General features: G+C 27.3%; 9 protein-coding genes. 3 read left to right on the top strand and 6 right to left on the bottom strand.

Translation table 4 applies throughout. From position 1 onward, the window contains the following. Nucleotides 1-40 precede the first annotated feature (40 nt). The 6 genes from FG904_RS02660 to FG904_RS02635 all read right to left on the bottom strand — a co-directional run bounded on the left by FG904_RS02660 (nucleotide 41) and on the right by FG904_RS02635 (nucleotide 13,612). On the bottom strand, nucleotides 41-1,333 hold the full coding sequence (locus tag FG904_RS02660; RefSeq protein ID WP_139592373.1) for a hypothetical protein: 1,293 nt from the start codon (nucleotides 1,331-1,333) through the stop codon (nucleotides 41-43). After that, nucleotides 1,333-7,632 carry an ABC transporter permease gene (locus FG904_RS02655; protein ID WP_139592372.1) on the bottom strand — a complete coding sequence of 2,100 codons (6,300 nt, stop codon included), beginning with the start codon at nucleotides 7,630-7,632 and terminating at the stop codon, nucleotides 1,333-1,335. The genes FG904_RS02660 and FG904_RS02655 overlap by 1 nt, the downstream gene beginning before the upstream one ends. A 225-nt stretch (nucleotides 7,633-7,857) precedes the next feature. Beyond that, on the bottom strand, nucleotides 7,858-9,864 hold the full coding sequence (gene ftsH / locus FG904_RS02650) for an ATP-dependent zinc metalloprotease FtsH (protein ID WP_246051800.1): 2,007 nt from the start codon (nucleotides 9,862-9,864) through the stop codon (nucleotides 7,858-7,860). A gap of 334 nt (nucleotides 9,865-10,198) precedes the next feature. Continuing rightward, nucleotides 10,199-10,831: a tRNA lysidine(34) synthetase TilS gene (gene tilS / locus FG904_RS02645; RefSeq protein ID WP_139592370.1), complete on the bottom strand. Its 633-nt coding sequence runs from the start codon at nucleotides 10,829-10,831 to the stop codon at nucleotides 10,199-10,201. After that, nucleotides 10,831-11,388, bottom strand: coding sequence for an aminoacyl-tRNA hydrolase (gene pth, locus FG904_RS02640; protein ID WP_139592369.1), 558 nt, complete (start codon nucleotides 11,386-11,388; stop codon nucleotides 10,831-10,833). Before pth ends, tilS begins: the two co-directional genes overlap by 1 nt. Before the next feature lie 7 nt (nucleotides 11,389-11,395). Then, entirely contained in the window at nucleotides 11,396-13,612 is a 2,217-nt protein-coding gene (locus FG904_RS02635) for an AAA family ATPase (RefSeq protein ID WP_139592368.1), read from the bottom strand. A gap of 282 nt (nucleotides 13,613-13,894) precedes the next feature. Here FG904_RS02635 and FG904_RS02630 point away from each other — a divergent pair, with 282 nt between their 5' ends. The 3 genes from FG904_RS02630 to FG904_RS02620 all read left to right on the top strand — a co-directional run bounded on the left by FG904_RS02630 (nucleotide 13,895) and on the right by FG904_RS02620 (nucleotide 16,790). After that, complete coding sequence (locus tag FG904_RS02630) at nucleotides 13,895-15,304, top strand: DnaA ATPase domain-containing protein (protein WP_139592367.1); 1,410 nt, start codon at nucleotides 13,895-13,897, stop codon at nucleotides 15,302-15,304. Nucleotides 15,305-15,451: 147 nt separating this feature from the next. Continuing rightward, on the top strand, nucleotides 15,452-16,582 hold the full coding sequence (locus tag FG904_RS02625; RefSeq protein WP_139592366.1) for a DNA polymerase III subunit beta: 1,131 nt from the start codon (nucleotides 15,452-15,454) through the stop codon (nucleotides 16,580-16,582). A 1-nt stretch (nucleotide 16,583) separates the two neighbouring features. Further along, a complete protein-coding gene (locus tag FG904_RS02620) occupies nucleotides 16,584-16,790 on the top strand; it encodes an RNA-binding S4 domain-containing protein (RefSeq protein WP_139592365.1) in 207 nt (68 codons plus the stop codon). Nucleotides 16,791-16,827: the final 37 nt, after the last annotated feature.

Below are 16,827 nucleotides of genomic sequence, written 5' to 3'. Positions count from 1 at the left end.
ATTGAATTATTTGTTGAATAAGATAGTGTATTTAATCCTGTTAAGCTATCAGCAGCTTTTTAGGAATAATAAATTCATTATTAATATAAGTTTGATTAAACCCTTTAACAATAAATTCTGCTTGATAAACAGGTATTTCAAAGTTTGGATCTAATTTATTTGCCAATTTGTTTTTAAATCTATCTACATGGTTTAATACGGTAATTTTAAACTTACTATTTTTCTTTAAGTTATATTTCTTAGAAGTAACTTCATTAATAATTACAGGAATTGGTCCTTCAGGATTTTGTAAATATGTCTCATTAATTTCTTTTAATAAGTCTTTGCCATCTTCTGAAATAACACGAACAAAATCTTTTTCATGTTGTTCATCTGTTTTGTTTAAGTCATATTTATAACCATATAAACGGATGTTTTCATCATTATTTTTATGTCTTAATGTCCCTGAAACATAGGTATAAACATCATCCAATTCTTTATTGAAATATATTCCACCAAATGAGATTAAAAAGTCATTAACTTTCGATGGTTTTCCTTCAGCTTCTAGCACCATATTTTCAGCATTTAAAATATTATATGCTTTAACTAAAAAGTCTCTATATTCATCTCTTCATCTTGAAGTTGATATAGTTTCATGTTCATAAATTCTAGTTGCTTCATTTCATTTTAGATAATAAAATTTACCTTTTGTTGGTTCGTTGAAGTCAGTGACATAGTGGAAAAATGCTTGAACTTGATTTGGAACTTCTGCCATTGCTTCTAAATCAATTTCTTCAGTAGCGATTTTGGCGTCTGATTCAGAAAGTTGTTTTAATCTTTCTTCACTAACTGGTCTTGTTTTTCAAATCAAACCTTCTTGTGTTTTTTCTAAACTACGTCCGGCTAAATTTCTGATTTTAATAATTCTTGATTTTTGCGAATCAGGTAATGAGTTATAAACTAATTCTCAAGGGTCAATCGCTATTGATGAATCAATTTTAATATTAAATGAAAACTGTGTAGCAACATGTGGTGTGAATTTATCATCTTGGCTAATTATTCCATTACCATTGTTTTGATTTACTATTGATGAATAACCAGGGATTAAATAATCAGGGGCAAATGAGTTTGCTTCTTCAATTTTTCCTAATGGTACATAAAGATTATTATTTAAATCTGCCGGATTATAAGGTTGAATTGAACCACCTTCAATAGAAGGACTGTTTAAATCAAATCTAAAGTTGTATGCCCTGTTTGAATAAGTTTTTTCAATCGAACTTTCAAATACCCCAAAGGTCGCAAAACCAAACAGAGTTGTAATGCTTGCTAAAATAATTGAAATTCCAAATGACACTAATTTTCAGAAACTATTATATCCAAGTGAAGCTGTAAAGCGAGCCTTAATGTTTTGTTTTTAAATAGTTTTGAATATCTTTTTTGCATTTCACCAATTTTAATTTCTGTGATTCCACTCATTAAATCAATTGATTTATGTCTTAGTGAGTGTAGTGAAACAACAATAATTAAAATTGACATCGCTGTTAGTGGAATGACTATGTTGACTATTAATGAAAACGGTGAAAAGTTTAACGTTTGAACTGGGACAGTTCAGTAATTTTCCAGAATTCTTATTCCTTGAGATTGTAATAAGAATCCCACTAAATATCCTGTTAAATCACCTACAACAATCGTAAAGAAAGCAAATACAGTCATAGATAAAGCTATCTGAAGTGGTGTATAACCTTGCGCGACTAAAATACCAATAACTTTATTTTTGTTTGAAATATAACGTTTAATAATGAAAATAATCGAAATTGATACAAGCGTAATTAATATTGATAGTAATATTTTAGCTACATAATCAACTGCTTTTATTAACCCTTTAATTGCTGTTATTCTAATACTTCTTTCAGGGTTTAGTCCATCGAGTTCATCATCTAAATAAACTCTTTGGAATCCTGTTTTATCTTTTGATAAGTTTTGAACTTCGTTGTTTAATGTGTTTTTTAACTCAGCATTTGTTAAGTTAGTATCTTTTGTATTTTTGATTAATAAATACTCTTTTACAACATTTCCTACATAAGCTTGTTTAATTCTGTCAAAACCTTGGTTGTTTACATATAAAACAGCTTGAGATTTTGTATTAACTTGTAGGTTTAATTCATCAATAACTGGATAAATGTTGTCATAAGTTAAATCATCACCAATAATAATAAAATCTGAACCATTGACATTTATTTTGTAATCATTAGGCAATGAATTAACTAAAGCAAGCATTGTGTTAGGGTTTTCAGGTAATTTACCTGTATAAACTTTTTTATTATTTTTAACTAATCAAGCATAATTTGCTTTAGCAACATAAGAACCTATTTCGTCAAATTTTAAAGCAGTTTCTAGTTTATTAATCCCCGTTACAGTGTTGATTGCTTTATATAGTACATCGATTAAGTTAACACCAAACGGTGAAAAATCAGTACTATTGTTTTTATTTTTATCAAGTCAATTAATAATTATGTCATTGTCTAAAGCAATTTGGAAAGTTAAATCTTTTTCAAATGTAGGGACTTTAACAACTGGTTTTAAAAGTGAGTTAATTACTTCATAAGTTTTTTCTTCACCTTCATTTAACAACTTACTAAAATCAATTAATTTGTTTGAAATTAAGTAAGCAATATTGGCATTATCAACACCTTTTTCCCCTATATTATTAGTGTCTGTTAATAATCAAACTAATAATTGTGGGTTTCTTGTGGCTAGAGCAGGTGATATTAAAGCTTCAGAAATACCTAAAGCACTTAAATTGAATTGTGGATTTTCTGATGAAAGAATCTTGTCAATAGTTTCATAATGTTTAGCTAACAACGGATTTGTAAACACACCGTTAATTAAGTTGTTTATTATTACAGAATAGATGTTTTGGTATTTTAAAGCATAACCAGAATATTCTGTAGCATTTTCAAATTGATTATTTTTTGGATTTAATTTTCTAAAACTATCAAAAGCATTAGAACTTGCAATGTATGAAAATACTTTTGTAATTTCTAATGAGTTTTTATTTACAAATTCAGTAAATTTAGAATTATTATTTACTAAATTCTGTAAATCAGTATTTAGGTATGAATTATTTCTATCTTTTGCAAAGAATAAATCTCTCATAGCATATGGATTAGCCAATGAACGAGATACTCCAAAACCAGTTGAATCACTAGCCACAATATTTTGAGCTGCTGGTTGGAACAATTCAAAACTATTAAAACTTTCAACTGTTTCTGGTTTATTAGCTAGTTCTAATAATGCGTTTGCAAAATTAATTCTTTCTTCTATAGTAGTTTCATTTGTAGGTTCAAAAATGCTTAATCAAAATGCATAAACAGGATATCCATAAGAAACAGCATCATAAGGACTATTTGAATTAAACCTAATAAATTTATCTAGTGCACCTCTGATTAAGTCTCAGATACCATTTGTTTGACTAGGTTTAAAACTTGCATAAAACTCAAATAAATTACCTAGCGTTTGATTTTCTTTTAAAGTTGGAGCGGCTTCTGTTGTAATAAATAAATCAAAAAGATTTTTCCATTCTTTTAATGTCGAAATCGCTGTTTCTTTATCTATTGCAGTTGGACTATTTTCATCTAAATTAAACATTAAAAATGCTGGTTGACGTTGTTCGTCAGTTAGTGTTTTAAAGTTAATTTCATTTACTTTCTCTTCTGTTAGAAGATATAAATAAAAGTAAATAAAATCATAAGTTTTCTCAAATAATGATTTTGTTGACTTAACCGTATTTGTTGTGGTGTCAGTTGTAACGGTCGCCGAATTTGAAATAGCATTAACTAAGTCAAAATAGTCCAATTTATTTGGATCAGCTGATGGAATTGTTAAATATAAATCTTCTTTAATTTTAATGCTTGAACCTTTGCTTGAAAGGTTTAACATTTTGATTAATTCATTTTTGAATGTTCTGTTTGAACCAGGTAAGGTAAAAAATGATTTAAGCAACGCATAAATAAAGTCAGATGATGAAAGAGCACCAGCTGCGTTATATCTTGTATTTAACACTTTTGAATCAATAACACTATTATAAACAGTTGCTGTTTCAGTAAATTTTTCAATTCTTAATTTTGATTCTAGAGTTTCAATAAAAATGTTTAAATCGAATGCATTAATGAAGTAATTTAGTCCATCAATAACATTTTGATAGGCCACTTGGTCTTGTTCTCTATAACTGTTAATTTGTTTAATAAGTTCTTTTAAAAGTGGGCTTATGTTTTGGAAAAGGGAAATTAATGGATTGGCTGTGTCTTGATTATCTGTTAAGAATGTCAAATCAATATTATTTAAAACACCTTTTAAACCTTGTTTAAATGCTTCTTGGTCAATCGATTTTAAGAATCAAAGTAAAATCTCGTTTAAACTTAATTTTCTAATTCATTTAGGATCATCTTCAAATGCTGGTTTTAAGTAGTAGTTATCAAAAAACTCGTATGATAAATCACTAAATTTAACAAAATCAATTGAGTTAATGATTGCAATAATTGAGTCAATAAACACAACTGGGTCTTTTGCAAATTTAACTAAGGTAATTGGTAAAACAAAGTTAGTTAAATCTGTTCCTGAAATAAGCTCATAAACTTTGAATATTTTTTCAATTTCTTCTTTTAAATAAGTTTTTTGTTCTTCAAGAGTTTGTTTTTCTAAAATCAGCTCTTTAGCAATTCTAAATAAGTTGTCTAAGATTTTTCTTACATAATCCCCTTGCGGATTATGTGCTAAATGGTAAATTCCATCAAGTAGTAATTTAGGTAAAACATTTAAATTAATTTCACCTGATGAAAAAACTTTAGCAAAATTATTTACCTCAAAACTATAATCAACCGAATCTGTTAAAGCATAAACCATGTCTTTAGTTAAAAATCCAACTTTTACTAAATCAGTATTTAGTAAATTAATTTGAATATTTTCAACAGCTTTTTTCAAAGTCCCTTGTGATAAAGCTTCGTTAACAACATCAGTTAGCGGCGCTCTATAACCGAATGGTACATAAACTGAGTTTTTAAATTGATTACTCTTTTCAACTCAACCATTAGGATTTAATGTCGCTTTTAAAGTTAAATTGTTTTGTTTTAAAAATGAATATAAATAATCATTTGTTAAAACGCTGTTGGCAAATTGTTTTGCATTTTCTTCAGTTACACCTTTTTTATCACCAGAATTAGTTCAGCTAACATTTCTGTAGTGAGTAATTTTATTTTCTAATTCATTGTAAACTGGTTCTAAAATTAAAAATTCTTTTTTAAGTGGGTTAGTCACAGTTAAAGCTAAATTAGCAAAATTATTAGCTTCATGTTCTGTTATTTCATTTTGTGGTTTATTAACTATTCAATGTGATAGTTTATAAATTTTTGCACCATAAGTTCAAGTTGTTTTATTTTTCTCAAAATCTGTGTTTTCAATATCGACATATTCATAATCCAACTTAATGTAATTCGTGTCTGGTGATATGTTAATAGCAACATTATCTAAAATAACTTTTGAAACATATGGTTCTAGTTGTTTGGTTCTGAAGAAATCCCCTAGATTTTTAGAAACAGAATTAATGTTTAAGTTTCCATCAATTTCATTTATTTCTTCATTAACTAGTTTGTTAATGTTATTTTCAATACCATTAATTTTTCTTTCACTGTCTCCGACATTAACGAAGTGAAATACAAATTTTTCATTACTGTCTGAATCAAAAGCATCAACAGTAATTGTTTGTTTAATTCCGACATTCTTTGGACTAATTCCCAAACCGTTTTGGTCCTTAGATTTAATTATGTATTCATAAATACTTTTCTTTACAACATCAGCTGCACCATCTTTAATTTTGTTTAAGAATTCTTCTTTAATGTTTTTGTTTGTTAATTTTAAGTAATCTGAATTAGCAACAGGTTGACTAAGCCCTTCAATTTCCGCAATTGTTTTCCCTTTGTTTCCTGTCATATAACTGTCAAAATCAGGAATTTTTGCAAAATTGGTTAAATTAATAATTGGTAAATCAATTGGATTTTCCACACCATTTGAAGCAAAAGCATTTTTAACTGAACTAATGTATCAATTAAAAGTATCTAAAAGTTGATCTAAAGAACTTTGGGTTGTAAGTGAATCAACATTTAATGCTTCAATTAATCTATTTAATTCATTTTTTACATTGTCATTAACAATTGTATTGTTTGAGTGTAAATAAACTGAAGTTCTTAATCTAGCTTTTTTAAGTTCTTCGATTAAGCTTTGTTTTTTGTAATTATCTTGTTCACTAAAACCATATTGGTCTTCACGGCGAGCTAAGTGTAGTTTAACTTGATTAACCTCTTGCATAGATACAACAGGTGTACTTTCATTGACAAATTCCCTGTCATCTTTTAATTCACCATTGGAATTAAATCTTTTTAGATAAGTTGTAATACTTTTGTTTCAATATGTAAACTTTTTGAATTCATCAAATTGAGAGGTGTTTTCAATTTCAGTCATGAAAGTTGAATATGAACCTTCTCACAGGTTTTTGTATTGATCATCAAAGGTTGTTTTATATTCTTTCCTTTGATAATATGTGATTTTCTCTTGCTTTGCGGCTCACTTTGTTGGCAGGTTATATTTCTGACCTATTTCAAAAGTGAATTTCATGTTTTTATCAGCTGTTTTGAATTCTTCTTCAAATAAGTTTGAATACGGAATATCTTGCCTTAAGTTTTTAGTAATAAAATCTGCTGTTGAATCATTTGAATTAATATCGATTAAAAAAGGTGTTGTGTTTTTATCAACAACAAAAATATTTTCATTGTTTTCATACTTTTTAAAACCTAATAGTTTAGCAATTTGATCAGGCATAATTGTGAAAACTGGATTAGTTAATTTTCATTGCTGACCTTTAATTAAGTCAAATGTAGCTTCTTTAGTTACTGTGTTAATAAACAATGAAGATAGTTGAGATAAAATGACTTTAATATTTTCAGAACTTGAAATATAAGCTATATCACTTAAGTTGTATGTTTTGTCTAACCTAAATGTGTCTTGATTGTTGATTGTAATTGTTTCTGTATCATTCTTGTAATTTCCAAGCATATCTTTGACATACAGATCCATTACATAATTTGTTTTTGTTTCAAATATTTTTGCTGGTTCATCGTAATTTAAAGTAATTAAACTACTGTTATTGTTGTCAGTATCATAATTTGAATATAGTTGGACAAAATCTTGTCTTTTAATATATTTATTTTTAAATTTTTCCTTATCAACAAAATGACTTAATGGTAAAAAAGAATCTGTAATTTGTTTTAAATCAATTACATTTGCAAGTTCTTTATAATTTGGTCCATCAACATAGTTTAATGGTTTGTTATATGCGCTAGGTAAAGAATCAGATTGGACTAAGCCATTAATGTAGTATCCGTCGTTGTATGCGTTCCCATTTGCTGGAAGGTTTAAATCAACAGTAATATCATGTGCTATTGATTTATTCTTAATTGTTTGATACTGTTGTTTCATCGCTTTAGCAGTATCGTGTAATAATGTAAAAATTCCAGATGTTAAAAACACCAGAATTGTTAATCCGGCTACAGTAGCTTTGTTTTTGAATAATGACCTAAAAACTTCTTTAAAAAGATGCTTCATAGTCTCCTCCAATCTGCTTCTTTATAATTATTAATAATTATAAAGATTTTTAACAAATTTGCTATGTGTCAAAAATCTGCAAAATTGTAGTGACAAAACAAAAACAACACCTTTGGGTGTTGTTAATTTTTAAACATTATTTTGAATTAAATCTTTGTTTTCTTGTGTTTTTAATTCTTCTGTTGGGTTTTTGGGCAAAAGTCGTATTATTAACTTTTGCCTTAATTACAAATTTTCTTTCAGCTCTGAATTTAAGGGTTCTTTTTTATTTTGACTTTCAGATTTTGATTGTGATTTTTCTTTAGTTGCTTCAATTAATTCATCAACTGATAAAGGCTTAGCTTGTTCAATTTCTTCTTCCATATCATCTGGTGGAAGTGTTAAATGTTTAGCGATATATTGGATTTCTTCAGAAACAATTGTTTCTTTTTCTAGTAACAATGTTTTGATTAATTCCAATAATTCCATATTTTCTTCAATTGTTTTAACAGCTAATTCTTTAGCTTCTAAAATGATTTTTCTTACTTCTAAATCGATTTCATGGTTTAGTTCATTTGAAATTCCAGAAGCTGTTGCGAGGGTTTTTCCTAAGAATGGTGAACCTTCTTCTTCTTGATATTTAATTGGACCTAAATCACTCATACCAAATTCAGTAACCATTCTTTTAGCTATTGTTGTGGCTTTGCTAATATCATCTGCTGCACCTGTTGTTATATGGCTTTTTCCATAAACAATTTCTTCAGCAGCTCTACCACCCATAAAACTTGCAATAGAAGCTAAAAGCTCTTGTTTAGTGTAGTTGTACTTTTCATTTTCAGGCATCATTAAGTTATATCCACCTGCTTGTCCACGTGGAATAATTGTAATTTTTTGCACTTTGTTTCCGCCTGGAACATTAATACCAACTACAGCATGTCCTGCTTCGTGGTAAGCAACTAGTGTTAATTCTTCCTGCGTGATTGTTCTTGATTTTTTAGCTGGACCAGCCATTACACGGTCAATCGCTTCATCAATTTGTTCAAGTGTAATTAATGTTGTTTTTTCTCTAATTGATAATAAAATCGCTTCATTAATAACGTTTTCTAATTGAGCACCTGAAAATCCAGGTGTTCTTTTTGCTATGTTTGCAAAAGTTACTTTTTCAGCGAAACGTTTACCTTTAGCATGTAATTTTAAAATTGCTTCACGTTCTTTAACGTCTGGTAAACCAACTGTAATAACTCTATCGAAACGACCAGGTCTTGTTAAAGCTGGATCTAAAACGTCTGTTCTGTTTGTGGCTGCTACAAATAATAAACCTGAATTTTCTTTAATTCCATCCATTTCAACTAAAAGTTGGTTTAAGGTTTGTTCACGTTCATCATTTCCACCACCAATTCCGCTTCCACGTGTTCTACCAATTGCATCAAGCTCATCGATAAAAATAATTGCTGGAGCATGTTTTCTGGCTGTTTCAATTACTTGTCTAACCCTTTTAGCTCCCATACCAACAAATAACTCAACAAAGTTAGATGCTGATACAAAGAAGAAAGGAACATCAGCTTCACCTGCTGTTGCTTTAGCTAATAAAGTTTTTCCAGTACCAGGAGGACCACCTAATAAAATACCTCTTGGCATTCTTGCCCCTGAAATTTCGTATTTTTTAGGATTTTTTAAATAATCTACTATTTCACTAATTTCTTCAATTGGTTCTTTATTTCCTGCAACATCTGAGAATTTTTTATCTGACTTAACTACTTGTGCTGGATTTTCGTCACCGAACATTCCACCACCACCTCTTCCAGACATCATTCTTGTTTGATATCTGAATAAGAATAGCATTAGCGCAATAAATAATATTGTTGGTAAGAAAGGAAGAATGTATTGTGAGAAGAAACCAGGTTGCGGTGCTGAAGTACTATCAATTAAAATTCCATTAATTGAATTTAATTTCTCACCAAACCCTGACTGCAGTGTATCTAGAAAGCCTAGACTACCTGCTAATTGGAATTTAATATTGCTTCCATTAGTCTCATAAGCACCTGTTATTAAATTGTTATAAGGATTAAACTTAATTTCTTTTAAAACTGTATTGGCTTCTTCACCATTTACAATTTTAATAAGCTTTGTTGAAGTTATAACACTTGGTGCATTTAAATCTTTAAGAAAGATGTAAAGAATTACCGCTATTATAACAAGCGCAAAAATTGCTGTTATGATATAGCTTCAATTTCTTTTTTTATTTGAATTCACTCTTTCTCCTTTCATATAATTAATAAATTAATTATATATTAATTTGTTTAATTAAAACCCCCAGAAAACAGGGGTTAAATTGTATTTTTTCATTTTTGTGGTGTAAATTAATACTAAATTTGAACTTTTCCTTTGATTTTCCTTAAATGCGTTTTTTCTTTAAGTAAAAAATTGCTTGTTCTATTATTTGACAAAACAAAATCAATGATTGAATTTATTTTCTTTTTTGATAGATTGATTTTTTCAAAATGCTGATTAATAAACATAAAAATTAATTCTTGTTTATTTTTTAAATTTTTAAAAGTGTCTTGACTAAATCGGCTATTTTGTCAAATTAAAAATTGTTTTTGAATTTGTTTTTCTTTAATTTTCAAAAAAATGTTTCTAAATTTAAAACACCAAATTTTGAATTTTTTTGAATAAATTTGTTTTTATAATTCATTCTTATTATATTTCTTTGATAAGTTGTTTGAAAGTTTGTATAGTCATCGTTAAAAGGTATTTGATATTTAATGCATTTTCTTAGAATTTGAGACTTAAACATCTTAATAAGCGGTCTTTCGATTATCATATTTTTTATTATGTTTTTTTGTTTAATACCAAAGAATAAAGCTTTTCTTTGACTATTTTTTTGCATCATTGCTGTTTCGAAAAAGTCATCTAAATGATGTGCTGTTAAAAGAGTTTGACAATTATATTTTTTATAAATTCTCTTAAAAAAATCATAACGCTGTTCTCTAGCTCAATCTTGAAAGTTACCTGTTTTAAAATCTGTTTTTTGAAGTCTTAAAATCTCAAATTTTATATTATTTTTTATACAAAAATCAGACACTATTTTAGTGTCTAATTCTGCATCTTCTCTTATTCCGTAATTAACATGGGCAACTACAATATCTTTATTTTTGTACTTATTCAATAAATACATACTGTCAGGGCCACCGCTAATTGCTAATAAATATTTTTTCATTATCCTTTGTGCTTAGAATTAAACTTGTTCATTACTGCATAAATATCATTGAATGCATAAGAAATACTTGCTTCAGCTGCGCTATTTAAAACTTCATTTAAAACCTTTAGCTCAGTGTCGCTAAATTTTCCTAACACAAAATCTCTTAATTGACCTTCAAATGGAATTGTAATACCTATTTTTAAACGTTTGAAGTTTTCAGTTCCTAAGTGTTTAATAACACTTAAAACACCGTTATGACTTCCACCACTACCACCTATTTTGATAGCACTTTTTCCTAAAGGAAAGTCTTTTTCATCATGAATTACTAAAACATCATCTGGTTGAATTTTGAAAAAGTTACATAAAGCTTGAATAAATGTTCCTGACTCATTCATGTAAGTTAAGGGTTTTGCTATAACTAAATCATCTACCTTCGCATAAATACCATTAAATTTAGATTTATTAAGTTCTACATTTAGTTTTTCACATATTTTATCAATAGCTAAAAAACCAGCGTTATGTCTTGTGTATTTATAATTTTCTCCAGGATTCCCTAGTCCTACTATTAATTTCATACAACCTCTAATCTACTAAAAATTTTCTTAAATTAGTTTCTATTTTATTATTAGTTTTGTCTACATCTAAACATTTTTGAATATAAAACTCAGGACTTATAGTAATAATTGTTAAGTTCTTAATTGCTCTGGAAGTTGCTGTATATATTAAGTTTTGTTTTAACATACCTGAATAGTCAGGATGAACCACAAAAATTACTGAAGCAATTTCAGAACCTTGGAACTTGTGAACTGTTGAACCATATGAAAGCTTAACTTCTCTTTCAAACTCATTTTTAGTATATGAAATTTCTTTGTTTGGAGCATCAGGTCTTTCATAACTAACAATAATTTTGTCAATTTGTTGTTTGTTATCTTTTGTCTTTTTATTTGAGTAAATAACATCTTTAATAAAACCAATATCACCGTTGCAAATATCATCAGCAATCCTGTTTTCTAGTTGCATAACTTTATCACCAATTTTAAAAGTTATTTTTTGTGTTTTTCTGTTGCTTTCATAAATAACTTTACCGTCCGGATTAATTCTTTCTTGAATTAATGGATTAAGTTTATCCAATCCTAATTCACCTTTGTTTACAGGGCAAATCAACATTGTATTTTTAATATCGTATTTTTCAACTTTCTTTTCAAAGATGTTTAATATATCTTCTTTAAATGTTTGTGGATTTGATACAACTAAATCAACTACACCTTTTTCAAATTCAGGCATTTTTTTGTTTTTTATTGAACTAAAATGTTTTCAAATTGTTTGTGAATCACTTCTAAAAAACTCTTCAAATTTTACAGTCGGAAACTTTTCAGAATTGATTAAATCATTTAATAAATCACCAGGTCCAATTGCTGGCAATTGATCTTTATCGCCAATTAAGACGATTTTTTCAACACTAGGACATGTTTTAAGTAATTTTTCTAATAGATTTACATCAACCATTGAAAACTCATCAATAACTAATATTTTTAAATCTTTTAACTTATCATAAACATCATAAGGTACTGCTGTTTTTGTGTCTTTTATTTGCAATAAACTATGAATTGTTTTAACTTTAGCCTTTGATTTTGAAGCTATATTTGTTGCAGCTCTACCAGTTGGAGCTAAAATCGCATAATCAACTTCTGATTTTAATTTATTAGATTTAAGAGTATCAAAAATATGCTTAATAATAAATGTTTTACCAGTTCCAGGACCACCTGAAATAATTGATACATTTTCATTTATAAAGTTTGAATAAGCTCTTTTTTGAAGCGGAGTAAGAGCGTGAAGTTGTGAATTAGTTTCACTTGTTAAGCTAATTGTAGGTTTATTTTTTTGTATATTTAATAATTTTTTTGCTATGAATTTTTCTTTGTTTAAAAGTGCCGTTCTAGTAACTTTTAAATTTTCTTGATCGGTTAGTGTTAATGAACCATTTTGCAACATTAAATTAATATATTCATTTTCTATATCTTGATTTAGGTCTTGAAAAAAGTCTTGAACATCTTTCATTACAACATCAATTCTGATCAGAGTTGAATTGTAATTTTCATAAAACTTCATTCGATTTAAAAAATAAGCTTCATATCTATAAAAACAGTCATTTTTTCACCCTAAAGAAAGAGCAAATCTGTCAACAACTTCCATAAAACCTATGTATTCATCGTTAATTAAAATATATGGATTGTTGGTTTTATAATGAGTTACATAATTAATGTCTTGGCCTTCGTGTATTTTGTCTAAAATTGGCAAAATTGTTTCTTGTAAACTGTTGGCATAGAAAAATTCTAAGTGACTTTGTGAATTTTTTTCTGATCCAATCAAACCGTTGATTAAATCTCTTTTTTCATCGTAATACATTTTTATAGATTCTATTTGGCTTTCTTTTATTACTTCTAGAAGTTTTTCTTTATATTTTTCTAAATCGTCAACCATTCTGAAAATATCTTTACCGAAAGCTTTGTTAAGCTTAGCTGCTGATAATTTTCCGATATTTGGTATTTTTGTAAATTGATCTTCTCAATTAATTTCTCTAACTTCGATTATAGGAGTAAATGAATTTAATGTTCAACTACCTTTATCGTTTTGATTTAATGTTACTTTATATCTCATTCTTAAATTTGGAAAGTTTTTTGTCATATAAACCCTGTATGTTACATTTTCTTCTGTTTTAAACAAAAACAAGGCTCAGCCTTCATCTTTTCCACCTTTAATTTTTTGAATAAATAAACCATTTTCATTAACTGTATTCATAATATAAATTATAAGATATTTAAAAAATATAAGTGTAATAATTAGTTAATATTTGTATTTTTTGCACCTGATTTATTCACAGGCTTATTAACAACTTTATTTTAATTAATATCAATTAGTTATTAACAACTTTAAAAAATATTTATTCACATTTGTTAATAAGTTATAAAAACTCTATTTTTTAGTGCTAAAAACTGTGAATTACACTGTTAATTAATTGTAAATTACTTATTTATTAATAGTTTTAAAATTTATATTATTAAAAGTGTATAAAATTTAGTTATGAATAACACGCTAAATAAAAAACCTCCCACACCTGAAGAGGTTAATTTAAATGTTAAAGAAAATCAATTAATTCAGTATTTTAAATCTGAGATTAGAGATCCTTTTTTATTTAATACTTTTTTTAAAAAATTAAAAGTTTTAACAATCGAAGATAAAAATATTGTTATTTTTATAAAGAAACCCTATCCAAATCTAGCTGATTTCAAAAAAAACAACAATGAATTTTTTGAAAAAGCTGTTTTCGATGTTCTTGGTAGAGACTATACTTACACTTTAGTTGATGAATTAACAGTTCAAGCTCAAAAAGAAACACAAAAAGTTGTTAAAAGCATAACTGTAACTAAAAAAATAAATCTTTCATCTATCAAAAAAGATTTAGATAAAACAAAAACTTTTAGCAACTATATAAATTGTCATTTTAATAGTGAAGTTTATGAAATTATTCAATCAATAATTAATAATGAATATTCACACAATGTTCTTTTCATTTCAGGTAAATCAGGGCATGGAAAAACACATATTATTTCAGCCCTTGAAAACGAATTAGTTTCAAAAGGAAAATCTGTTTTTGTTATTAAACCAATCGATTTTACAAACCAAGTTACTTCTTACATGAAAGACAATAGAACTGATGTTATAGATAGGTTAACAAATAGCTTAGTTAAAGAATATGACTATTTATTTTTTGATGATTTTCATGTTTTTGGAGAAGGTAACAAAAAAGCTACAAAAGACTTAATTTTTAAGATTTTAGATGATCGTATTTTTGAAGGTAAAATAACCATAATCACCAGTGAGAAAGACTTAAAAGAAATTTCTAAGAATTTTCATGACCGTATTATTTCACGCATTTCATCTGGTTTTCAAACACGTCTTTTAGAGCCTAATTATAATGATTATAAAAAGCTTTTATGTGCTTTTTTACCTAGTGAGAACTTAGATGAAAACGACTTTAGTGAAGAAGCAATTAAGTACATTGCTAGAAGTACAACCAAAAGCTTAAACACTTTAATTGGCGCAATAAAAAGACTTGGTTTTTATCGTGAAAAAATCAAATCAAGCGACAAAGATGTTGTCTTAAATGTTGTTAAGAATATACTTGTAGATTATGTTACTGAAAAAGAAAAAGCCAAGCCGGAAACTATCTTAAAAGAAGTTGCTAAATATTACAAAATCACTACGAAAGATATCACCGGAAAATCAAGAAAAAAAGAAATCGTAGTTGCCCGTTGAGCAGCTGTCCATATGATAAAAATTTATTTCAAAGATATTTCATCTGTTGAAATAGGAAAAATACTGCAAAAAGACCACGCAACAATTCTTAACGTTTTTAAAAAGAACGAAGAAAACAAAGAATCACTTAATATAGTTGTGAATGAACTAAGATCTAAAATTGATTTTATTTAGACTTATTAACACTTATTAAGAATTTAATTCACATATTGAAATTTAAGAAAAAGTTAATTTTTGGCTTAAAAACAGGCTTAATTTTAACTTTTTGCTTAAATTTAACATATTAACAATCTATATTATTAATATTTATTTGGAGAAAATATGAAATTTCAAATTTCAAAAAACAAAATTGAACATTTAGTTGAATTTATTTCAAACTATATAGATAGTAGTGATACATATCCAACTTTTAGATGTATTAATTTTTCAATCGATAATGAATATCTAACTCTTGTTGGGGCTTCATCTATTATGGGTGCTAAAAAAAGAGTAAAAGTTGATGAAACATCAGTTAAAGTAACAAGAGAAGGTAGTGTCTTAATAAACGCTAACATTCTTAAAAATATAATTAAGAAATTCGATAAATTTGTAACATTCGAAACAAAAGGAAATTTAATTGATATTTATGAAGGAACAACTAAATTTACTTTAACTAAAATAGATGCTTCTGAATATCCTCAAATTTCATTTGATGAACCAGAAAATCCACTTCAAATCAATTCGAAAGAATTTGAAAAAATTGTTTCTGATGTTTCAATATCAACCACTCAAACAAGCGATAAATTAATTTCAGTAATTTATAAATGTATAAACTTACACTATTTACATACAGAAGATAACAAACATGCAATTCGTTTTGTTGCTACTGACTCTTATAGACTATCTACTCAATTATTGTTCATTGACCAACCAATTGATTTAAACATAGTTATTGATGCTAAAAACTTAAAGAAAATTATTACAAAAGATGCACCTGAAAACGTGGGAATTTATTTCACTAAATCAAGAATTGGTATCATTTATGAAGATACGACAGTTTGAGTAGTTTTAAACAAAGCTGAACCAATTCAAATTCAAGGATTATTACAAACCAAATTCTCACGTCATTATCAAATTGATAGAGATGAACTAATTAGAACAATAAATAAAGCTTTATTCTACACAAATGAAAAAGACAAAAAGATGGCATTTAATTTTTCTGAAAATGAATTAAATCTAAACTATGAAATTCCTGAGCTTGGAACCGGTACATCAAATACAAACGGATTAAAAATAGTTAAAGGTTATGGTTTAGAAATTGATTTCAATTACAACTATGTAAAAGAAGCAGCTAGTGTATTAAACCCTGGGCTAATTAATATATTTATTTCAGAAAATGCTGACAAAGTTTTAATTTCATCTGAAAGTGACAAAAACCACATTCAGTTTATTACACCTTTAAGAAGGTATTAAAATGACTTTTAAAATTAAAGATGATCACATTAAATTAAGCCAATTTTTAAAAGTTATAGGATTAATTGATACAGGTGGTGCTTCCAAAAACTTTTTAGAAACAAATACTATATTAATTAACGATAAAGTACCAGCTGGCAGAAGTGCTAAATTAAGAGGTGGCGATGTTATATTCATTAACTCAACATATTACAAAATAGAAAAATAAAGAAAAAACACTCATTTTGAGTGTTTTTGAGTCCGGC

The organism is Mycoplasma nasistruthionis (assembly GCF_006228185.1).
Classification (GTDB): Bacteria; Bacillota_I; Bacilli_A; order Mycoplasmatales; family Metamycoplasmataceae; genus Mycoplasmopsis; species Mycoplasmopsis nasistruthionis.
The sequence above is the reverse complement of the archived record's forward strand: the minus strand, read 5'-3'. Positions and strand labels throughout refer to the sequence as shown.